The sequence below is a fragment of the Methylobacterium sp. V23 genome (genome assembly GCF_002917135.1).
Classification (GTDB): Bacteria; Pseudomonadota; Alphaproteobacteria; order Rhizobiales; family Beijerinckiaceae; genus Methylobacterium.
In genome coordinates this window covers 1-21,409 of the sequence record NZ_PDHT01000020.1, presented here as the reverse complement: position 1 = coordinate 21,409, position 21,409 = coordinate 1, and the positions used below count along the sequence as shown (strand labels likewise).

At 67.2% G+C, this 21,409-nt stretch carries 19 protein-coding genes and 2 pseudogenes; 12 read left to right on the top strand and 9 right to left on the bottom strand.

The features are described 5' to 3' along the window. Positions 1-46: 46 nt before the first annotated feature. From CRT23_RS18275 to solA, 5 genes are all read right to left on the bottom strand, one after another. Positions 47-799, bottom strand: coding sequence for an amino acid ABC transporter ATP-binding protein (locus tag CRT23_RS18275; RefSeq protein ID WP_103710873.1), 753 nt, complete (start codon positions 797-799; stop codon positions 47-49). Positions 800-828: 29 nt separating this feature from the next. After that, positions 829-1,671: an amino acid ABC transporter permease gene (locus tag CRT23_RS18270; RefSeq protein WP_245436334.1), complete on the bottom strand. Its 843-nt coding sequence runs from the start codon at positions 1,669-1,671 to the stop codon at positions 829-831. A gap of 5 nt (positions 1,672-1,676) precedes the next feature. Beyond that, positions 1,677-2,423, bottom strand: a complete 747-nt coding sequence (locus CRT23_RS18265; RefSeq protein ID WP_103710869.1) for an amino acid ABC transporter permease — start codon at positions 2,421-2,423, stop codon at positions 1,677-1,679. 40 nt (positions 2,424-2,463) lie between these two features. After that, positions 2,464-3,294 carry a transporter substrate-binding domain-containing protein gene (locus CRT23_RS18260; RefSeq protein WP_103710867.1) on the bottom strand — a complete coding sequence of 277 codons (831 nt, stop codon included), beginning with the start codon at positions 3,292-3,294 and terminating at the stop codon, positions 2,464-2,466. Between the two features lie 131 nt (positions 3,295-3,425). After that, complete coding sequence (gene solA / locus CRT23_RS18255; RefSeq protein WP_103710865.1) at positions 3,426-4,595, bottom strand: N-methyl-L-tryptophan oxidase; 1,170 nt, start codon at positions 4,593-4,595, stop codon at positions 3,426-3,428. 546 nt (positions 4,596-5,141) lie between these two features. Here solA and CRT23_RS18250 point away from each other — a divergent pair. The 10 genes and pseudogenes from CRT23_RS18250 to CRT23_RS27860 all read left to right on the top strand — a co-directional run bounded on the left by CRT23_RS18250 (position 5,142) and on the right by CRT23_RS27860 (position 15,771). Then, positions 5,142-6,197 (top strand): ABC transporter substrate-binding protein, encoded by a 1,056-nt coding sequence (locus CRT23_RS18250; RefSeq protein WP_103710863.1) that lies wholly within the window; start codon positions 5,142-5,144, stop codon positions 6,195-6,197. A gap of 51 nt (positions 6,198-6,248) precedes the next feature. Next, a complete protein-coding gene (locus CRT23_RS18245; RefSeq protein ID WP_103710861.1) occupies positions 6,249-7,178 on the top strand; it encodes an ABC transporter permease subunit in 930 nt (309 codons plus the stop codon). Further along, positions 7,175-7,990 carry an ABC transporter ATP-binding protein gene (locus CRT23_RS18240; RefSeq protein ID WP_103710859.1) on the top strand — a complete coding sequence of 272 codons (816 nt, stop codon included), beginning with the start codon at positions 7,175-7,177 and terminating at the stop codon, positions 7,988-7,990. Before CRT23_RS18245 ends, CRT23_RS18240 begins: the two co-directional genes overlap by 4 nt. A gap of 49 nt (positions 7,991-8,039) precedes the next feature. After that, positions 8,040-9,578, top strand: a complete 1,539-nt coding sequence (locus CRT23_RS18235) for an amidohydrolase family protein (RefSeq protein ID WP_103710857.1) — start codon at positions 8,040-8,042, stop codon at positions 9,576-9,578. 43 nt (positions 9,579-9,621) lie between these two features. Next, positions 9,622-11,223 (top strand): ABC transporter substrate-binding protein, encoded by a 1,602-nt coding sequence (locus CRT23_RS18230; protein ID WP_103710856.1) that lies wholly within the window; start codon positions 9,622-9,624, stop codon positions 11,221-11,223. Between the two features lie 7 nt (positions 11,224-11,230). Next, positions 11,231-12,658 (top strand): amidase, encoded by a 1,428-nt coding sequence (locus CRT23_RS18225; protein ID WP_103710854.1) that lies wholly within the window; start codon positions 11,231-11,233, stop codon positions 12,656-12,658. A gap of 79 nt (positions 12,659-12,737) precedes the next feature. Next, positions 12,738-12,899 (top strand): annotated as a pseudogene (locus tag CRT23_RS29770) (SDR family oxidoreductase); the annotation flags it as partial. Positions 12,900-13,020: 121 nt separating this feature from the next. Next, a pseudogene (locus tag CRT23_RS18215) lies at positions 13,021-14,035 on the top strand (aldo/keto reductase). 91 nt (positions 14,036-14,126) lie between these two features. Further along, on the top strand, positions 14,127-14,912 hold the full coding sequence (locus CRT23_RS18210) for an SDR family oxidoreductase (protein WP_103710849.1): 786 nt from the start codon (positions 14,127-14,129) through the stop codon (positions 14,910-14,912). Between the two features lie 511 nt (positions 14,913-15,423). Then, positions 15,424-15,771, top strand: coding sequence for a hypothetical protein (locus tag CRT23_RS27860; protein ID WP_146056417.1), 348 nt, complete (start codon positions 15,424-15,426; stop codon positions 15,769-15,771). A 112-nt stretch (positions 15,772-15,883) separates the two neighbouring features. On the opposite strand, the gene CRT23_RS18205 is transcribed toward CRT23_RS27860, so the two are convergent. Continuing rightward, positions 15,884-17,506: a Na+/H+ antiporter gene (locus CRT23_RS18205; protein WP_103710847.1), complete on the bottom strand. Its 1,623-nt coding sequence runs from the start codon at positions 17,504-17,506 to the stop codon at positions 15,884-15,886. A gap of 170 nt (positions 17,507-17,676) precedes the next feature. On the opposite strand from CRT23_RS18205, the gene CRT23_RS18200 reads away from it, so the two are divergent. Together CRT23_RS18200 and CRT23_RS18195 are read left to right on the top strand one after the other, a co-directional pair. Beyond that, positions 17,677-18,168, top strand: coding sequence for an HAD domain-containing protein (locus tag CRT23_RS18200; protein ID WP_103710845.1), 492 nt, complete (start codon positions 17,677-17,679; stop codon positions 18,166-18,168). Between the two features lie 253 nt (positions 18,169-18,421). After that, the gene (locus tag CRT23_RS18195) at positions 18,422-19,159 is read left to right on the top strand and encodes a hypothetical protein (protein WP_146056416.1); all 738 of its coding nucleotides are present in this window, start codon (positions 18,422-18,424) and stop codon (positions 19,157-19,159) included. Between the two features lie 33 nt (positions 19,160-19,192). Here CRT23_RS18195 and CRT23_RS18190 read toward each other — a convergent pair whose 3' ends face one another. The 3 genes from CRT23_RS18190 to CRT23_RS18180 form a co-directional block, all read right to left on the bottom strand. Then, on the bottom strand, positions 19,193-19,408 hold the full coding sequence (locus tag CRT23_RS18190; protein ID WP_103710841.1) for a hypothetical protein: 216 nt from the start codon (positions 19,406-19,408) through the stop codon (positions 19,193-19,195). 60 nt (positions 19,409-19,468) lie between these two features. After that, positions 19,469-20,200 (bottom strand): sigma-70 family RNA polymerase sigma factor, encoded by a 732-nt coding sequence (locus CRT23_RS18185; protein WP_103710840.1) that lies wholly within the window; start codon positions 20,198-20,200, stop codon positions 19,469-19,471. A gap of 220 nt (positions 20,201-20,420) precedes the next feature. Continuing rightward, positions 20,421-20,744: a hypothetical protein gene (locus CRT23_RS18180; RefSeq protein WP_103710838.1), complete on the bottom strand. Its 324-nt coding sequence runs from the start codon at positions 20,742-20,744 to the stop codon at positions 20,421-20,423. Between the last annotated feature and the right edge of the window lie 665 nt (positions 20,745-21,409).

Here is a 21,409-nt window from a genome sequence, read left to right as displayed (position 1 = left end):
ACGGAGGCGATGCCCCGAGCCTGTCCGACGGCGCCGGGCGAGCGCCTCAAAGAACCTGGGACAGAAAACGTCGGGTGCGCGCATCGACGGCGGACGAGAACAGGGTCTCGGGGGGACCGTGCTCGACGATGATGCCGCGATCGGTGAAGTAGACGTGGTCGGCGACCTCGCGGGCGAAGTTCATCTCGTGGGTGACGAGGAGGCAGGTCATGCCCTCCTCGGCCAGTTCGCGGATGGTGACCAGCACCTCCTTGACCGTCTCGGGATCGAGCGCGGCGGTGACCTCGTCGAACAGCATCACCTCCGGCCGCATCGCCAGCGATCGGGCGATGGCGACCCGCTGCTGCTGCCCGCCCGACATCTCGCCGGGATAGGCCGCCTCCTTGCCCGCGAGCCGCACCTTGGCGAGGAGCGCGCGCGCCCGGACCTCGACCTCCCGCTTGTCCTGGCCGAGCACGTGGATGGGCGCCATCATCACGTTCTCCAGCGCCGTCTTGTGCGGAAACAGGTTGTACTGCTGGAACACCATGCCGACCTTGCGCCGCAGGGCCAGCTTGTCGAGCTTCGGATCGACCACCTCGATGCCGTCGACCCGGATGGTGCCGGAGGTGACCGGGACGAGGGCGTTGATGCAGCGGATCAGCGTCGACTTGCCCGAGCCCGACGGCCCGATGATGCAGATGACCTCGCCCCGGCGCACGTCGAAGCTGATGCCCTTGAGGACCTCGGCCTCGCCGAAGGCCTTGTGCACGTCGAGCACCTGCACGATCGGGCGGTCGGCGGGCGGGACACGCGACATCGGGGACGCACCATCGGACAAGGGAGGCCTCACGCCGTCTCGAACCGCCGCTCCAGGCGCGCGGTCAGCCGGTCGATCGGGTAGCAGTAGAGGAAGAAACACAGCAGGGCGAAGCCGTAGAGCGGCGCGAACAGTTCGGGCCTGCCCCCTTCCGCCGCGTGGACCTGCGCCGTCAGCGTCAGCATCTCGGTGACGCCCACGATCGAGGCCTGGACGGTGGCCATGGCGATCAAGGCGTAGACGTTCATCCAGGGGGGCAACATCCGCTTGAGGCATTGCGGCAGGATGATGCGGAACAGCGTCTGGCGCCGGGTGAAGGCCAGGGATTCGGCCGCTTCCCACTGGGTGGCCGGAACGGAGCGCACGGCGCCGCGCACGATCTCGGCGACGTTGGCCATCACCGGCAGCGCGAATCCAACCGTCGCCTTGATCCAGTCGGGCAGTGGCACGCGCAACCCGAACACCGTGACCTGGAACGGTACGAGAAACATCACGAAGAACAGCAGCACCAGCCAGGGCACGTTGCGGAAGAACTGCGTCAGCCCCCAGGCGACGCGGCGCAGGATCGGCCCCTCGCTGACCAGGGCGAGGCCCAGCCCGACGCCCGCCCCCGTCCCGAGGAGCATCGCCACGAGCGAGATCGCGACGTTGAAGGCAAAGCCCGTGAGCAGCAGCGGTGCCCAGCGCAGGATCACCTGGAGCGGCGACAGCACTGCGTCGGGCCCCTGGGCGAGGGCCGGCATCACGAGGACGAGGCCGGCGAGCCACGCTCCGAGGAGCCAGGCCCGCACCGGGCCGAGGGTGAACCGGGCCCGGGTGCGCGAGACCCGGAACGGCAGCAGGACCGGCAGGTCGCCCGCTGTCGACGGCAATGGCGTCACCGGCTGTAACCCGGGATTCGCAGGGCCCGCTCCCAGCGGTGCATCAGCCAGACCAGGACGCCGACGAGGACGGCGTAGGTCGCCAGCAGGACGATCATCATCTCCAGCACGTTCTGCGATTCCGACCAGATCTGCTTCACCGCGTAGAGCGTCTCCGGCACCGCGATGGCGTAGGCCAGGGTGGTGGTCTTCAGGAGATTGATCAGGTTGTTGTTGAGGGCCGGCAGGCAGACCCGGAGGGCGAGCGGCAGCACGACGTAGAGGTAGGCCTTGAGCCGGGTGTAGCCGAGGGACTCGGCCGCCTCGACGGTGGTGCGCGGCACCGCCTCGATGCCCGAACGGAAGATCTCGACGTTGAAGGCCCCGGCGAACAGGGCCAGCGCGACGATGGCCCATTGCACGTTGTCGAGGAGCGGCACCCGCAGTCCGTCGGCGGTCTGGGTGGCCGGCAGCAGGGTGCCGAGCCCGAAGTAGAAGAAGAAGATCTGCACCAGCGGCGGCGTATTGCAGAACACGACGACGAAGCCGTTGACGAGGCCGCGCAGGAACCGGGAGGGACCGCCCTGCAGAAGCGCTCCCACGGCGCCGATGACGAGGCTCGCCAGGATCGTCGTCACCGCGAGCAGCAGGGTGGTCTTCAAGCCGTTGACGTAGCGGTCCCAGTCATAGGGGTCGTAGAAGACCGTGAAGTTGTAGCCCGTGGTCTCGTAGAGGCCCCGGAACCAGTTCGGAACGGCGTCCATCGTGCTCCTCGAGATGGCCGGTCGTTCGGCCCGGCGCGGTTCAGTTGGTCGCGTTCTTGTACTTTTCGTGCATCGCCTTCGAGTATTCCGTCGGCTCGATGCCCCACTTCTTCTCCTCCTCGACGATGAAGCCGGACTTCATCCACTCCTTGGTCGTCGTCTCCAGGAGGCCCTGCAGCGCGCCGTTGCCGAGCGCCACCGCCATCATCCAGGGGGCGTCGAGGATGCCCTTCAGCGGCAGCCCGTAATCCGCCTTCCAGTCGGCGTCGAGGAGTTTCCCCTGAAGCATGCTCTGGTCGTAGACGTAGCCGAGACAATTGCCCTGCTTGAGCGCGAAGAGCGGCTTCTCGGAGCCGTCGAAGGCGACGATCTCCGCACCGTAGGTCCGGGCCACGTCCTTGTTGTACCAGGCGCCCGAGGTGGCGCAGAGGGGCTTGCCCTTCAGCTGCGCCCAGTCCGTGATGCCGGCTTTCTTGGGCAGCATCACGTTGACGAAGTCGGAATAGTATTGCGGGTCGATGGCCTGCACCACGCGGCGGCGCTCCGGCTTGTCTGAGAGCGTGGCGATGAGGAGGTCGACCTTGCCCTGCTGCAGGAACTCGATCCGGTTGGAGGAGACCACCGGCACGAGCTCGAGCTTCACGCCGAGGCGCTTGGCGACGTCGGCGGCCAGGTCCGGCTCGAGCCCGATGATCGCCCCGCTGGGATCGCGGAAGCCAAAGGGCCGGTAATCCGCCTTCACGCCGACGATGAGGGTTCCGCGCTGCTTGATCGCCTCGATCCCATCCGCCGCCGTCGCCAGGGACGCGGACAGCACGGTGGCCGCCGCGAGCAGACCAGAGCCGAGAAACGTCGAAGTCGGCTTGCGCATGGAAGGATACCTTCTGCTGAGCACATCCGGCTCGACCGGAGACGAGACCGGGGCTCGACGTGCGCTCTTCGGGGAGACTGCCCTCTCGGGTCCGATCGGGTCAAGCAATCGACAGGCCATGGCTGTGGGGATCAGCCGAACCGCGCGAGCGCATAGGGTGCGAGAGCGATGCGCCCGCCGCCCTGCAGCATCTCCTCGGCCACGGCCTCGCCGATTCCGGCCGAGTGCTTGAAGCCGTGCCCGGAGCAGGCCGACACGACGAGGACCCGGTCCATCCGCGGGTGGCGATCGATGATGAAGCCCCGGTCGGGCGTCACGGTGTAGAGGCAGGCAGCGGCCCGGGTCACCCGCGCCGATGCGCCGGCGAGCCGGCCCGCCACGTGGTGTCGGTGCATCGCGGCGGATTCCGCGGGGCTCACGACGCGGTCGAGGGACTCGGCCTGCGTCGATGTCGCGTACTGCTCGGTGGCGACCTTCACCTCGGCCTCTCCCGGCAGGGGCGGGAAGCCGTAGAGGTAGTCTGTGTCGCCGGAACCGTGCATCCAGATGAAGACCGGCGCATCGGGCCCGTAGGCCGAGGCGTCGTCGAGGGCGTACCAGTGCAGCAGCTGGCGGTTGACGGTGAGCAGGTCCGTGAAGGGCGCGCCGAGCAGGGGCGCGGTCCAGGCTCCGGCGGCGACCACCACCTGATCGGCCTGGACGAGGCCGCGATCGGTCTCGATGCGGACCCCGCCCGACTCCTGGCGGATCGATCGCACCGTCGTCCCGGTGCGGATCTCGGCCCCGAGCGCGCCGGCTCGGTGGAGCTGCGCGGCGATGCAGCGCTCGGGCCGGACGTAGCCGCCGCCGGGCTCGTAATAGGCCTTCTCGTCGCCGCCGAGATGGCGGAACTGGGGGAAGCGGCGCGCCACCTCGCGCCCGTCGAGAACCTCGTGCGGGATCGCGAAAGCCCGCGCGGCATCGATCGAGCGCCCGACGAAATCCGGCTTCCCGTGATGCGAGGAAACACCGCTGCCCGGCCCCATCACGAGCGCGCCGCAGGCCGTCAGCAGCGTTTCGCCGGTCTCTGCTTCCAGGCTCCGCCAGATCCGGTGCGAGGCCAGGACGAAGGGGACGTAATCGCGGCCCTCGCCGACGGCCTGCCGGGTGATGCGGCTTTCGCCGTGGCTCGACCCCGAGCTATGCGGCGGGGCGAAGCGATCGAGGCCGACCGCCTTCGCCCCGCGCAAGCCCAACTGGTAGAGGGCCGCGCTGCCCATGGCGCCGAGGCCGACGACGGCAATCTCAAAACGGTCTTCCATCGGTGGATGCGCTCCGGTCCGCCCTCGCGGAGAATGCCGTTCGCTTGCGGAAAAATCGATGGCGAGGCAATGCGCCGGCCGGGATGCTATGCCCGGCCTGCCGATGGGACGGCGCCGAAGCCGGCTCGCTCCGTCGCCGGACCCGCTGCGATCGCTGAATCGATCGCGGAGCCGGCGATCGCCGGCACCCGTAAGCGACCGTACAAGAGGGCGATGTCGTCCAATATGAATCAGATTCAAAACGCGAATGCTTGCCTGATACGCGCCTCTGAGAGGCTTCTAGATTGGTTTTCTCGTGATTGATCTTCCGTGGGGCGAGCGGATAGGACGGTGAACCGCCTGCGCAGGCGGCTTGGCGCGTGCCTTGCATGAGTTGGCGCGCAGCGCAGAGCCACCGGCTCTCATGGGTTGGCGTGCCCATCCGACGATGCCCGTCCTGGACGGTGCTGCCCGGTCCGACTGCATCATGCCCTCCTCGATGCAGCCCTGCGTCCGGCAGACCGAACGGTCGCGGTGTCATCGCCCTCTGCGGGATCGGAGAGCATCATGTGCGAACGTGACGGTCTACTCTTTCAACGCTTGTCCCGGCGTGGCCTGCTCCGCGCAGCGGGATCGGCCGGCGCGGCCATCGCGCTGCCGGCCCATCTCGCGGCCCTGGTCGCACCGGCCGCCGCGGCGGGGGCGATGACCAGCGTCAAGGCGACCCACGGGTCCGGCTTCTGCAACCTCGGCATGTTCCTCGCCCATGAGCGCAAACTGACCGAGGGCGACGGGGTCAGCCTGGATTTCGTGGTGACGCCCTCGAACGCCGAGATCACGACCATGTTCGGTGCCGGGCTCGTCGACATGTCGATGATCCCCTACTCGAACTTCATGACCCTGTACGACGCCGGTGCCCCGGTGAAGATCGTCGCCGGCGGCGGTGTCCAGGGCTGCATGATCGTGGCGCGCGAAGGCATCCGGTCCGCGGCCGACCTGAAGGGCAAGACCCTCGGCACCTTCCAGGCCGACACCCTCGAGGTCCTGCCGTTCGACTACCTCAAGAAGGCCGGACTGACCTTCCAGGACCTCGACGTACGCTACCTCGATACCTCACCGGAGCTGGCCCAGGCCTTCATCGCCGGCGCGGTCGATGCGATCTGCCATATCGAGCCCTACGCCACGCAGTGCCTGCAGTCGCGCAAGGGCGCCACGCTCCTCTCGGACGGAACCGATGTCTACGGCGCCGGCTATTCCGATTGCGTCCTCGCGGCCCGGACGCCGCTGATCGAGAAGAGCCCCGCCACCGTACGGGCGGTGATCAAGGCCCTGTTCACCGCGCAGTCGCAGATCGAATCCGATCGCGCTGCGGCGCTGAAGGACACCGTCGGCAACTACTACAAGACCACCATGGAAGCCGCGGTCGATGCCTCCGCCAAGCAACCCGTCTGCACGGATCAGCGCAACCAGACCGACTTCATCATCGCCCGCGGACAGTCGATGAAGGAGATGGGCTACGTCAAGAAGGCGCCCGGACCCGATGCCTTCGACTGGAGCCTGATGGAGCAGGTCATCGCCGAGAACCGGCCGCTCTATGACGGGCTGAAGCTGAAATCGGCCTGACGGACCCCGCGTCTCCCGGACCCGATTCCCGATCTTCCGAAAGGCAGCCTCATGGCCGCGACGGACGTTCCACTCGGCGCAGTGGCGCCGGTTTCTGCACAAGCCGCGCAGGCGGCTCCGGGACAGGGGCGGCCCTTCGCTCCCCGGCGATACCCGCGCCTGCGCGCGGGTCTGGCGACCCTCGGCTGGAGCCTCGCCTCGCTCGGGCTGTTCGCCGGCCTGTGGGAGACCCTCTGGGCCCTGGGGTTCCTGAACCCCCTGCTCCTGCCGCCCCCGCACCTGTTCCTCGCCGACCTACCCGCGACCCTGAAGTATTTCGACCGATCCAACCGGATCGGCAGCCGCAGCGAGGGCGGGGGCGTGATGCCGCTCCTCGCCACCATCGGGTGGACGACCATGCGGGTCACGGTCGGGCTCGTCCTCGGCTTCGTCGGTGGCGTCCTGGTGGGCGCGCTGCTCCACTATGTTCGGCTGTTCCGCAACCTCGTCCTGCCCACGGTGCTCCTGCTGGCGCCGATCTCGCCGGTGGCCTGGCTGCCGGTGGCGATCTTCGTCTTCGGAATCGGCGACGTGCCGGCGATCTTCCTCGTATTCATCACCCTGTTCTTCGCCATCGCGCTGACGACGAGCACCCAGATCGCAGCGGTGCCGGTCACCTACCTCAACGCCGCCCGCATCATGGGGGCGGATACCCGCCAGACCTTCTTCCGCGTGGTGCTGCCGGCGATCCTGCCGGGGCTGTTCATGACCCTGCGCCTCAACCTGTTCGCCGCCTGGATGGTGGTGCTGATCGCGGAGGCGGTGGGCGTCGGCAGCGGCCTCGGGCAGATCGTCTCGCTCGCCCGCTCGACCTTCAACGCCCGCCTCAGTTTCTTCACCATGGCGATCATCGGCCTGCTCGGCTTCAGCTTCGACTGGGCCCTGCGCCAGATCCAGGCCCGGATGCTGTGGTGGATCGCACCCCAGGGAGGCGGTCGATGAACGCTCCGGTCCCGACCCCCTCGCTCCGCCGCCCGGCCGTGCACCTGTCGGGTGTCGGCAAGACCTGGACGCCGGCCGGACGCGGCCCCGTCCAGGCCCTGCGCGACGTCGACCTCGACATCGCCCCCGGCGAGTTCGTGGTCTTCCTCGGCCCCTCCGGCTGCGGAAAGTCGACGCTGCTCTACATGATCGCCGGGCTGGAGCCGGCGAGCGCCGGCACGATGGAAGCTGACGGCCTGCCGATCACGGGGCCGTCGGCCGAGCGCGGCCTGATCTTCCAGGACGCCTCGCTGTTCCCCTGGCTGACGATCCTCGACAACGTCGCCTTCGGCCTCTCCATCGGCGCGGTCCAGAAGCTGAAGCGCCGGGAGATTGCCGCCGAGATGCTGCGGCGGGTCGGCCTCGCCGACATGATGGACAAGAAGCCGGACGAGCTCTCCGGGGGCATGCGCCAGCGCGCCGCCTGCGCCCGGGCCCTCGCCATGCGCCCGAAGGTCCTCATGATGGACGAGCCCTTCGCGGCCCTCGACGTCCAGACCCGCGCCAAGATGCAGGATTTCCTGCTGCAGATCTGGCGCGACAGCGGTGCCTCGATCGTCCTCGTCACGCATTCCATCGACGAGGCGGTCGCGCTTGCCGATCGGGTCGTGGTGTTCACCGCCCGTCCCGGCCGGGTGAAGACCATCGTACCGGTGGATCTGCCCCGCCCGCGCAATCCCCGCGACCCGCGCTTCCACGACCTGCGCGACCGCTTCGGCGAACTCCTCGCCGACGAGGTCGACCGGGCCTTCGCGGAGCAGGAGGCGCGCTGAGCGCCGTCCTCGTCCGCCGCCATCGTTCTCAACCGCCTGAAGGATCAGCATGACCGAGATCATCGTCGAGGCCCGCACCATCATCACGGGCGTGCAGGACCGGCATACCCCGATCATTCACGACAACGCCGCCGTGCTGGTGCGCGACGGCGTCCTCGTCGCGGTCGGCGATCCGGCGGCCTTGCGCGCCACGGCACCGGACGCGACCGTGCATCGTTACCCGCGCCACGTGATGCTGCCGGGCTTCGTCAACAGCCATCACCATGTCGGGCTCACCCCCCTGCAACTCGGCTCGCCCGACCACGCCCTGGAACTCTGGTTCGCCACGCGCATCGCCGCCAAGCGCGTCGACCACGAACTCGACACCCTTTATTCCGCCTTCGAGATGCTCGCCTCCGGCGTCACCACCGTGCAGCACATCCACGGCTGGATGGCGGGCGGCTACGAGCAGGTCCACGGCGCGGCCTCGCAGGTGCTCGGCGCCTATCGCAAGATCGGGATGCGCGCCTCCTACTGCTACGCCGTGCGCGAGCAGAACCGCCTCGTCTACGAGGCCGACGAAGCCTTCTGCGAACGCCTGCCCCAGCCCGTCGCCGGGCAGCTGATGGCGCATCTCAAGGCGCAGTCGATGCCCTTCGCGGATTTCATGACCCTGTTCGAGACCCTGACGGCGGAGAACGAGGGCGAGCGCCTCACCCGGATCCAGCTGGCTCCGGCCAACCTGCACTGGTGCAGCGACGAGGCGCTGCAGACCCTCGATGCCACCGCGCGCAAGCACGGCGTGCCCATGCACATGCACCTTCTCGAGACCGCCTATCAGAAGGAATATGCCCGGCGCCGGACCGGCAAGACCGCCGTGCGGCACCTGCACGACCTCGGCGTGCTCGGGCCGCACCTGACCCTCGGGCACGGCGTCTGGCTGACGGCGGAAGATGCCGACATCGCCGCCGAGACCGGCACCTGCATCTGCCACAACTGCTCGTCGAACTTCCGCCTGCGCTCCGGCGTGGCGCCCCTCAACCTCTACGAGGCCAAGGGCATGACCGTCGGGATGGGCCTCGACGAGGCGGGCATCAACGAGGACCGGGATATGCTCCAGGAGCTGCGCCTCGTCCTGCGCGCGCACCGCACCCCCGGCATGGACGACGACGTGCCCACGTGCTCGCAGGTCCTGCGGATGGCGACCGAGCACGGCGCCAAGACCACCGCCTTCGGCCAGAGCATCGGCCGGCTCGATCCGGGCCGCTTCTTCGACGCGGTGCTGATCGACTACGACAAGGCGACCTATCCCTACCAGGACACCGACATCCCGATCCTCGACGCGCTGATGCAGCGCGCCAAGACGGGAGCCGTCGATGCGGTCTTCGTCGACGGGCAGATCGTCTACGCCGACGGCCGCTTCACCCGGGTCGACCGCGATGCCGTGCTCGCCGAGATCGCCGAAACCCTCGGCCGGCCGCGGACCCCGGAAGAGGTCGCCCGGCGGGAGCTCGGGCTCGCCGTCACGCCCCACGTCAAGGCCTTCTACGACGGCTACCTGCCTGACGCCCCGCGCCAGCCCTTCTACGCGCCGTCCTCGCGCACCTGATGGTCTGCCCACGCTCCGCCACGGAAACACGAGGTCCGACACGATGATGGGTCGAAAGCGGGCGGCGCTCATCGCCGCGGCGATCGGGGCCTGCACGTCCGTCGCGCAGGCCGAGAGCGCGTTGCGTATCGCCATGACGGCGACCGACATCCCCACCACCACGGGGATGCCGAACAACGGCTTCGAAGGCCTGCGTTTCCTCGGCTATCCGGTCTTCGAGCCGCTGGTGCAGTGGGACCTGACGCGCAGCGACCGGCCCGCGACCCTCAAGCCCGGATTGGCCGAGCGCTGGGAGCAAATGGCCGAGGACAAGCGGACCTGGCTCTTCCATCTGCGCGACGGCGTCGCGTTCCACGACGGTACGCCCTTCACCGCGGATGCCGTGCTGTGGAATCTCGACCGCTACTTTAAGGCCGACAGCCCGCAATACGAGGTGGCCGCCGCCGGCATCACGAAGACGCGTGTGCCGATCATCGCCGGCTACCGCAAGCTCGATGAGCGCACGGTCGCGGTCACGACGACCGTCGCGGCCTCGTACTTCCCCTACATGATGGTCTACCTGCTGTTCACCGCGCCGTCCTCGTTCGAGAAGGGCGGGCGCACCTGGGCCGGGATCGCGATGCTGCCGGCCGCCGGGACGGGACCGTTCCGGATCACGCGGGTCAGTCCGCGCGAGGCCGTCGATCTGGCGCGGTTCGACGGCTACTGGGACGCCACGCGCCGGGCGAAGGTCGACCGGATCCGGCTGATGCCGATCCCGGAGGCGAATGCCCGGATCGCCGCCCTGCGCTCGGGACAGGTCGACTGGATCGAGGTCCCGGCCGCCGACGGGATTCCCTCGCTGAAGGCGGCGGGCTTCACCGTCACCACGGGCTCCTACCCGCATGTCTGGCCGTGGTTCTACAACATCGGTGCCAAGGACAGCCCGTTCCGCGATGTGCGGATCCGGCAGGCGCTGAACTACTGCGTGGACCGCGACGCGATCGTCGGCTTCCTCAACGGGACGGCCGAGCCGGCGGTCGGGTGGCTGAAGGCCGACGATCCGAGCTTCGGCGCGCCGCAGAACCATTACGGCTTCGACCCGGAGCGGGGCCGGGCCCTCCTGGCCGAGGCCGGCTACGGACCCCAGAAGCCCTTGGCCTTCCCGGTGATGATCTCGACCTCGGGCTCGGGCCAGATGCTGCCGCTGCCGATGAACGAATTCCTGCAGGAGAACCTGAAGCAGTCCTGCGGCGTCGAGGTGCGGTTCGACGTGGTGGAATGGCAGGTGCTCCTGAACGCCACCCGCGCCCTGCCGGATGCCGCGAGCCTCTCGGGTGCCATGGCGCTCAACGTGAGTTCGCCCACCTCGGATGCCGGCGTCATGGCCCGCTACTTCTCCTCCGATCGCTTTCCGCCGGGCGGCTTCAACTTCCTCAACTGGAAGGATGAGACCTTCGACGCCGCGCTCCAGCGCCTGTCGGACTCGACCGACCCGGCGGTGATCGCGGCGGCGACCCGCACCGCGCACGAGCGCCTCGTGGACGACCCGCCCTGGCTCTACGTCGTGCACGACCGCAATCCGCGCGCGATGTCGCCACGGGTGAAGGGTTTCATCCCGGCCCAATCGTGGCTCCTCGACCTGTCCCTCGTCAGCGTCCAGTAGGCGTCCCATGTCCGACCCGACCCATCTCGACGCCCTCTCCCTCGCCGAGGCGATCGCCGCCCGTCGCCTGTCGCCGGTGGACGCCGTCGCGGCGCACCTTGCCCGGATCGCCGTCCATGAGACGACGCTGCAGGCCTTCACGGAGGTCTATGCCGACGATGCGCGCCTCGCCGCCGAGGGCGCCGACCGGGCGATCTGCTCCGGTCACGCCGTCGGTCCCCTGCACGGGGTGCCGGTGGTGCTCAAGGACCTGATCGACCTCTCCGGCCGGATCACCATGGGGGGATCGGCCGCGCACCGGGCCCGGCGGGCGCGCACCACGGCCACTATCGCCCAACGGCTGATCGGGCAGGGAATGATCGTGCTGGGCAAGACGCACACCGTGGAGTTCGCCTATGGCGGGTGGGGCACCAACCCGCATCTCGGCACGCCCCGGAACCCCTGGGACCTCGCGGTGGCTCGCACCCCCGGTGGATCGAGCAGCGGCACCGGCGTCTCCGTGGCGGCCCGCATGGCACCCTGGGGGATCGGCACCGACACGGGCGGATCCGTCCGCCTGCCCGCCTCGTTCTGCGGGCTCACCGGGCTCAAGGTCACGGTCGGGCGCGTCAGCACCCACGGGATCGTCCCGTTGAGCGCCACCCTGGATACGCCGGGGCCGCTGGGCCGCTCGGTCGCCGACGTGGCGCTCCTCTATCGCGCGATCGCGGGGCCCGACATCCTCGATCCCGCGACGCGCGGCATCGACCCGGTCGATCCGCTACCCGGCCTGACGCGCGGCGTGCGCGGACTGCGTCTCGCCCGCATGCCGAGGGTGGAACGCGAGGGGGTCTCGCCCGAGGTCCTGAGCGCCTACGATGCAGCCCTCGCGCAGTTCGAACGGCTCGGTGCCGAGGTGGTGGAGATCGCCCTGCCGTTCCGCTTCGCCGAGCTCACGAGCGTCCAGGCCAGCGCGGTGACCAATGCCGAGGCCTACTTCGTCAACGGCCGCCTTGCGGAGGACCCGGACGCCCCCCTCGGCGATGCCGTCCGGGCCCGCATCCTGGCCGGGGCAGGCGTGACCGCGCAGGATTATCTCGCCACCCAGTCCCTGCGCCGCGATCTCCAGCGCCGGTTCCTGGCCGCGATGGAGGGGTTCGACGCCCTGCTGACGCCGACCACCGAGACGGCGGCCATTCCCCTCGCGGAGGTCGACGAGGGGCACTTGCCCTCGCGCTTCACGCGGTTCGGTAACCTGCTGGATCTCTGTGCCTTGGCCCTGCCCGACGGTTTCACCGGGGCGGGCCTGCCGCTCTCCCTCCAGATCACGTGCCGTGGTTACGAAGAGGCCATGGCATTGCGGATCGGGCATGCCTATCAAACAGCCACCGCGTGGCACCTGCGCAGCCCCTCCCTCGCAGATACCAACGGTCCCGCCCTTCGATCGCCGCCCTGATGCGACGCCATACGATGCCGTCCGCGCCGACGCGGGGTCGGTCGCGGGCTGCGGATCGCTCGCAGCCTCGCATGGCACGCGGTTCGCGGACCGCATCCCGATGGGCCGCGGGGCCGCGCCCGAGGAACTCGCCGACGCCATCGCCGTCCTGGCAAGCCACGATGCGCGTTTCGGCACCGGCGTGAACCTGCCCGTCGACGGTGGGTTGTCCGCCTCGAACGGCCAACCGCGCCAGGACTGATCCCACCGCGCACCCCGGACATGCGCCGGTCCGCCAGGGCAGATGCCGCCTTCGGTCGGCGAGGCCCCGGGTCGGGCCGCCGATCGCCGGCGAAGCGCCCCCCTCGAAACGGAGAACGACCATGGACGTCAGACGCCTCGGACATTCGGGTCCCCGCCCTGAGCTTCGGCACCGCGACCTTCGGCGGGGGGAACGACTTCTTCAAGGCATGGGGTTCGACCGACGCGGGCGGTGCCTCTCGCCTCGTCGACGTCTGCCTCGACCACGGCGTGACGATGTTCGACAGCGCCGATGTCTATTCGGAGGGGCTGGCCGAGGAGATCCTGGGCGCCGCCATCAAGGGCAAGCGAGACCGGCTGCTGATCTCGACCAAGACCACCTTCCCGATGGGCGACGACCCCAACGGCTTCGGCTCGTCCCGCCAGCATCTCGTCGACGCGGTGGACAAGGCCCTCAAATGGCTGGGCGTCGAGCACATCGACCTGCTCCAACTGCACGGGCAGGACTACAACACCCCGGTGGAGGAAACGCTCTCGACGCTCGACCGGATCGTGCGCTCGGGCAAGGTCCGCTACATCGGCGCCTCGAACTTCTCCGGTTGGCACCTGATGAAGTCGCTCGCGGTTTCGGACCGATACGGCTATCCGAGGCACGTGGCGCACCAGGCCTACTACTCGCTGCTCAACCGCGACTACGAGTGGGAGCTGATGCCGCTTGGGCGCGACCAGGGCGTCGGCGCCGTGATCTGGAGCCCCCTGGGCTGGGGGAAGCTGACCGGCAAGGTCCGTCGCGATCAACCGCCGAAGCCCGGCACACGGGCGCATGACATCGTCGAGACCGGACCGCACTACGAGCCGGAACGCCTGTTCCGGATCGTCGATGCGCTGCTCGGCGTCGCCGCGGAGACCGGCAAGACCGTGCCCCAGATTGCGCTGAACTGGCTGCTCCAGCGCCCGACGGTGTCCAGCATCGTGGTGGGGGCGCGCAACGAGGAGCAGCTCATCGAGAACATCGGTGCGGTGGGGTGGAGCCTCTCGGCGGGACAGGTGGCCAGGCTCGACGCGGCCAGCGACGTGCCTCCGGCCTATCCGATCTGGCACCAGCGCGGCTTCCCGATGTTGAATGAGCGCGGCTGACCGATGTGAACCTGGCAGGCTGGACGACCCTGGCAGGCGGGACGCAGCCGCCTCTGGGGCGTCCATTCGCGACCTGACCGGAGGATTGAACATGGATCTTGGACTGGCTGGGAAGCGGGCGCTGGTGGTCGGGGCAAGCCGTGGGCTCGGTGCCGCGATTGCCCGGACGTTGCTGCAGGAAGGGGCGACCGTCGTGGCGGCCGCCCGCAACGCCGGGGCGCTCGCCGGCTGGATCGACGCCCTGCCGCCGGACCAGCGGGCGCGGGTGGGGGCGATCACCGTCGACCTCGCGGACATCGCCACGGTGGACGCCCTGGTGGAGGCGCTGCGCGCGCGCGGCGGCGTGGATATCCTGATCGGCAACTCCGGCGGCCCGCCGCCCGGGGAGGCACGGGACACGAGCCGGGGCGACTGGCTCGTGCACTTCGAGGCCATGGCGGCCAACCTGTTTCACCTCGTACAGGGCCTGCTGCCACACATGACCGAGCGCGGCTGGGGCCGCATCGTCACCATCGCGTCCTCGGGCGTCGAGCAGCCGATCCCACGGCTGGTGGTCTCCAACGCAGTGCGTGCCGCCGTTGTCGGCTGGTCGAAGACGCTCGCCACCGAGGTCGCGAGCCAGGGCGTGACGGTGAACGTGGTGCTGCCCGGCCGCATCCACACGGAGCGCGTCGACCAGCTCGACGACGCCGCGGCGGCACGGACGGGAACGACGCGCGACGCTGTCGCAAAATCGGCCATCGGGGCGATTCCGGCGGGCCGCTACGGCAGGCCGGAGGAGTTCGCGGACGTCGTGACCTTCCTGGCCAGCGCGCGCGCCTCCTACGTGACGGGGGCCAAGATCCGGATCGACGGTGGCCTCATCTGCGGCCTCTGAGGAACGGGCAAGCGACGGACGCGATCGGACCGCAGGCGACAAAGGAAAGCTTGCTAAGTCATTGACCTAGCAGGCTGAAACGTTGGTGGCGAGGGAGGGATTTGAACCCCCGACACAAGGATTATGATCTGCGCGCGAGCGTGGCTAAGTCATCGATCGCGCACGCGTCTCTGATGCGCTGCGCTAGCTCTGTGCTAACTACTGTTCTGTCCGCCCTCCCCTGCCATAACGAACCTGCCGGTCACGATTTGCACGTCGCTTCAACTCCGGCCCGAACAGGAGTGACACCGGAGGGAACTCCAGCACCCGTGGCTTCTTGCCTCGCAGGATACCGGGATGTTGGAGTGTGTCATGGCTTTGGACGATAAGACGATAGCCCCCGTTCTCAGCGTGCCGCCCAAGGGCAAGCCCCTGGTCGAACCCCGCGTCAGCGACGATCAGGCCGAGGCCGGCCCAACCTCGCCTGGCCGCGTTGCCCCATCTCAGGACCCGGGTCCGGAAACAGGCGGCTATGACGATCACTCGCCAAGTCGGCACCCAACGAACGAGAAGGGCGGCTACGGTGCCGGCTGAGGAAAGAACAGTTACAGACCTGGATCGTGCTGAATGGCGAGCCCAAGGCCTGAAGGCTGGCGATGACTACGGCAGCGAACTTGCAGCGCTGGCAAGGGGTGACGTCGGTGACCCACAATTTCAGGATCTCGTTGCATCAATGGGCGTGAAACTCCGAGAAGAGGCTCAGCGTCTTAGAGACATGGCAATCCCGGAGGAACTGATCGAGGAGTTCACCCGGGCGGCCGTCGAGCGCGTAATGCTCAGGATGCACGCTGCTCATACCGTGTTCGACAAATCCTCCTGACTTCGCTTCTAGAGGCACCATGCTTTTGGCATTGCCGGGGAGATCCCGCAGGGTGCCTCAACCGAGTTGACCGTCTGCATATCGATCGAGATTTGCCGGACTCGTTGGTCTCTTAGGAAGCGAGCCGTGCCTCGACCAAGTCGATTTCACGGATGAGCCGACGCAGGACAACATCATCGAGGGCGTGTGAGCGACGCAGGCGATAGAGAGCCTGCCGTTCGGCCTCGATACCAGTGAGGCGCAGGCGTTTCTCGGTCATTGCGATCTGCTTAACGCGGGTAAGATCCTTTCTCGACTCTGTCGTCGGAGCCTCCAGGCCTTCGTAGCGATCCATGGCGCGAGCGCTGGCTTCAACTGCGATCGAGGCGTCCTCCTGCTCTTCGACGAGGCGATGTTGTAGGGCCTCGATGGCTTTGACGGCATCATCGCGCGCAGTCGCGCGGGCAGCATCCTCTTCTGCATCGTGGCTAGGCTCGGGGGGAAGGCGGAGACCGCGCAAAAGCGGCGGCAGCACCGTGCTTGCGAGCAGAAGCGATGTCAGGATCACCCCCATTGCCAAGAGGATGGACAGGTCGCGGGCGGGAAATGGGCTGCCGTCCTTGAGGGTCAGCGGCAGGGTGAGGATACCCGCGAGGGTGATTGCGCCCTTCACGCCGGCGAGTGTCGTGGCTGCCACGAGGCGCATGGTCGGCGTCTCGCGTTGATCGCCGCGACGGCGTGCTTTCATCAGCACGAACTGGAGTGAGATCCAGACCCAAATGAACCTGATCGCCATCAGGCCGGCAGTGATGGCCAGGATCCAGGCAATGAGCCAGCCCGCGCCCTGGACGTCAGCCTGCGTCACGGCATGCTTGAGTACCTCAGGCAATTGCTCGCCAAGCAGCACGAAGATAGAGCCGTTCGCCGCGAGCGCGACGGTGTTCCAGACAGCGGTGCGCCGGACCCGCGTGGCGCCCAGGCTGCGTCCCTGGATCTCGACGTAAGTCATGGCAATGCCGGCCGCGACTGCTGCGAGGATGCCGGAAGCGTGCACATGCTCAGCGGCAAGATAGGCACCGAATGGCGTGAGCAGGCTGAACAGGATCTGTAGGCCTGGGTCCTCACCTGTGCGCCGGCGCAGCAGTTCCTGCGCGCCCATAAGAAGGAAGGTCGTGACGGCACCGATCCCGATGCCACCGAGAGCGAGCCAGACGAACGTGGTTGCGGCTTCCGGAAGCGAGAACGTACCCGTTAGAGCGGCGGCAATCGCGAAGCACAGGCAGACGAGGCCGGTGGCGTCGTTGAGAAGGGCCTCTCCCTCCAGGATGTGCATCAGGCGGCGTGGGACTGGCGCCTGCGCTGCTACGGAGGAGACCGCAATGGGATCGGTGGGAGACAGAACGGCCGCCAAAGCGAAGGCTACGGCGAGTGGGATGCCCGGGATCATCCCGTGGATCAGCGTCCCGATCCCAAGCACTGTCAGAACGACGAGGCCGAGCGCGAGCGCCAAGACGGTCTTGCCGTCACGGAACAGGTCGCGCTTCGGGATGCGCCAGCCGTCCAAGAACAGCAGCGGTGGCAGGAAGACGAGGAAGAAGATCTCGGGATCCAGAGAGGTGCTGGGTAGCGGGCCCAAAGCAAGCGCTACGCCGATAGCGATCTGGATCAGCGGAAGTGGCAATGGCAGAAGGCGGCCGAGCGCCCCACTGACGAGGACAGACAGCAGCAGGGCAAGAACAACGGTGACGCTTTCCATTCAGCTCTTTCGCGAGAGGTTCGGACGAGGTGTGCCGCGTGCATAGCCCGTCGAGGCACAGCGACCTGCCTTCGATCGGTCAAGCCGGGAGTGTTCTGGACGGGCCCGGCGTCGCGCTGTAGCCGTGCCGCAGCGGGCGGAGAGCTGTCGCAAGGAACGGAGACGCGATCTTGGACGCACGCGAGAGCCGGGCACGACCAACGATCTATCTTGATGTCGATGGCGTCGTGACCACCGTCGCGTATCAACGTCGCGCAGGCAAGGACCGTCTCGACCCGGCCCAGATCGCGCGCGTCGCGGCCCTTGTGCAGATGTTCGACGCCCAGGTGGTCGTGTCGTCGACGTGGCGCGTCGCCGATTGCCGCCCAACTTTGGTCGAAGCTGGCCTGCCTGAGGGCTGCTTCCACCCCGATTGGCGTACGGCCATCCTTCCGACGAGCCGAGACGACGAGACCGGCGGGATGCTGCCAGCCGAGCGAGCCCGCCGCGGCGACGAGATTGCCGAGCATGCGAGCCGGAACCGCATCACGAATTACCTCGTCCTGGACGATGTCGATGTCGGCCCCACCCATGCGGGCCGGCATGTCCGGCCGGACGCAGAGCGCGGTCTGAGTGAAGCGGACAATGATCTCGCGCGGCAGCTTCTCGCGAGGGCGGCCTGATTGATGCTGCGTCAGGAAAGCGCAGGCCGGGTATTCATTGCTTTACGATTTCGAAGCACTTGAACTTTCCCTGAACGCCGATCATTGCATGACGGTGGTGTGACAGTCGCGTCGTACCGCTTCCCGACATCGACACGGTCATCCTGACCCTCGCCGGACCTGCCTGTCCGGCCACCCTGCGTGACGTCGCACTCGTGTGGCGCTCATGGGCGCGTCGCGTCGGATCATCGATCGGCAGGAAGGAGTGGCTGCGATGCGTCGTTTTCTGAACCGGGTTCGGACGTCCAGTCCCTCGCTGGCCGCTTTGGGCATCGTCGAGCGCTCGGCTGCTGGGGCGCATGCGTCCCTCATAGCCAAGGGCTGGGCCGAGATCGGCTACGGGTATCACGGCAGCGTCCATGCCCATCCCGACCACCCGGACATTGTCGTGCGTCTCGCTCGCAAGGCCGACGGGTTCGGTGACTATGCAGCCCTGCTGCGCAAGGGGTTCAAGGGGTCGGATGGGCCGCATGCGCCGCGGATCTATGACCTGCAGGTCAGTCGCTGTGGGGCGCTGATGACAGTCGGTTCGCGTCTGGCCGATCCGAAGCCCGATACCTGGTGGTTGGCTTACGCTCACGCAGTCCTTGCGGACCATCCCAGTGTCGCGATGGACCAGGGCGTTCGTGACCGGTTCAAGGTGGAATGGCCGGCCCACGAACCCAAGATCGATCATCCGAGCTTCGATGGCATCCGTGAGGATTTTCGGGCTGCTTGGCCAGGATTTGAGGCCTATGTGGCCACCCTGCGTAGCGCTGCTCCTCGCGCACTGGATCCGAACATCGGCAATGTGCTTGTGGGGCAGGACGGAAATCCCGTGGTGAACGATCCGCTCTGCGACGACGGGGTTGGCTTATGGCGCTCGCCGCTCTCACGCCTGCCGACACGCTTCGGGGATGTCCTTCGCCGCTTGGCGGGCACCTCATTCGGTCGAGCGCCTGCAGCCGCCTGACCCTCATCCCCGCGAGGCACGCCAGTCGGCCGCCTACCAAGATCCAAGGAGGCCTGGAAAACTGACCTCCCGAACGACGGGGGCTCCGCAGGCGGTCATCAAGTCCCGCAGGAACTCCACCTCCTCCTCGGCCTCGGCAAGCGTCATGAACCCTGTCCGCGCGTGCAGCACGCGCCCACCAAGAAGCACGAGAAGATCGAAGCGCCCATCCGGTTTGTCGACGATGCTGTAGGTTACTCGCTGAGCCATAGGGCTTCCTACGCGGGTCAGCTGCCAAAAGTTGCACGAAGGATGCGCGCCGTTCCCCCCTCAGGCAGGGGTACAGTCATTGGTTGCCTTGAGGGTCTCTGCCAGGAATGCCCGTGCTCGGCTCACCCGGCTCTTCATAGTGCCCGTTTGCGTACCCAGGAGAGCGGCTGCAGCTTCGTAGGTCATGCCCTGACCCGCTACGAGCAGCAGGGCCTCACGCTGTGCAGGCGGCAGCTTGGCGAGGATCGCCCACACCTTCTGCAGCTCGATGCCATGCTCCTGTGAAGGGAGCGTGATGATCTTGGCGGCCTCAGCGCCGTCGGCATCCTCGACCTCCCGCTTGGCCTTGCGGCACTCGGTGTAGAACTGATTGCGTAGGATAGTGCAGAGCCACGCCATGAGGTTCGTCCCCGGCACGAACCGATCCTGGCTCTTCCATGCCCTCAGCAGAGTCTCCTGCACGAGATCATCGGCGCGGGTCGCGTTCACAACAAGCGACAGCGCAAAGCCACGCAGGCCGGGCAGGGCAGCAAGCAGCTCCTGTCGAAACACGGATGCCGCCTGAGAGCCCTGATGGGCGAGCGCCACGTCGAGCTGTGCGATCAGGTTCAGAAGCCGCTGGGGCTGCTCCTCTGCCTTGAGAGAGCCGTACACGGCTTGAAGCTGACGTCCGAGATGATCGCGAACAAACTCGGGCAAAGAAGGGCTCACGCCCGTCGCGCTCAGCTCGCCGTGAGGCACGTCGACCAAGCCGTCGCGCCGTTTCGGCTTCTGGTGGTCTTCCGTGCTCATGCTGTCCCGCCTCTCTCCTCTGCGGGCTAACGGGCTCGGGAGCTTTAGGAAATTGCAGTCGGGAGCGATTGGCAGATCAATTATGAATGCTGCCTAACGTTGGCTTAGAGCGATGTTCAGAAAGGGCGCAGGGGTTTGCGGTCCGTCATGAAACGGCACGTAGGTTGGTCTCCTCGAACGGTGAGCCGGCCGCCGGTATTGTCCTACATAGCCCCAAGCATCATCGCCGCTTGGCGCGCTCGGAACTCGCTGACAGCTTCGAGAAGGTGTCCTCGCACATGCTACCCAGGTTGCTCCGCATCAGGTTCTTTGCCCAGACACGACGGCCATCGTCCATCAGGGTCAGGGCGACTTCCTGCGGGGTCTGCTTAGCGCACGCCTTCATAATCTTCATCAGCGGGTACTCGGTCTCTTTCCCACACGACTTCCTCGCCTGGAGGAAAAAGCCATAGTTTTGGAAATGCTTAGGACAATCCTCATCCGCCGTTGCAACCACGGGCGCGAGTACGCTGAACGCGAAAAGGAAAGCGAACTGAACCTGCATCCGTGATCCTTGATGGGCGAAAAGGCGGAGCGGTCAGCGAGCCGCCCTCGAACCAGCCCAGAAACACAGAAGCTTGGGTTTTCGTTTCGCGGCCTTCGTTCGGTAAGAAAGCCTTAACTACGCTGACCTAAACCACGTTCATCAGATCGGAGTTGGGATGCCCGCCTCGTTCCGGACTGATCATGCTAGCTGGCCCACACAGCCAACTGCGATACTTCACGACTGAAGCCGATTGGTCCGATGGGAGGGGGAGCCTTGCTCGCCTGTCGCGCTGATCGGCTTCGCCGTGCGTGATCTAAGCGTAAGCTATTGCGGGAATATTGCTTCCACCCAATCGGGTGTAGGCTCGTCCAATGTCCAGGTGGCGCATCTACCTTGTAACAATAGCAGCGCTTGCGCTTCCCATCAGCGGTTTTTGGCTCCATGCCTGGTACATCGGGGTGGGCTTGAAGTGGCTTGAGCCGGAAACCGATCTGCTGCTGATCGTATCTCTGTCATTCGGAGCCGGTGCACCCCTGGCCCTTTTCGTGACGCGATCGATTGCAAGGTCATAGGCACACTAGGGTGTGAACCGAACCAAGGCGTTGCGAGCGTTATCGTTTTGTGATTCAGAGCCGCCGTTTGCAGCATGGAGGCGGCGATGGCAGATCTGTTTTGGCTTTCCG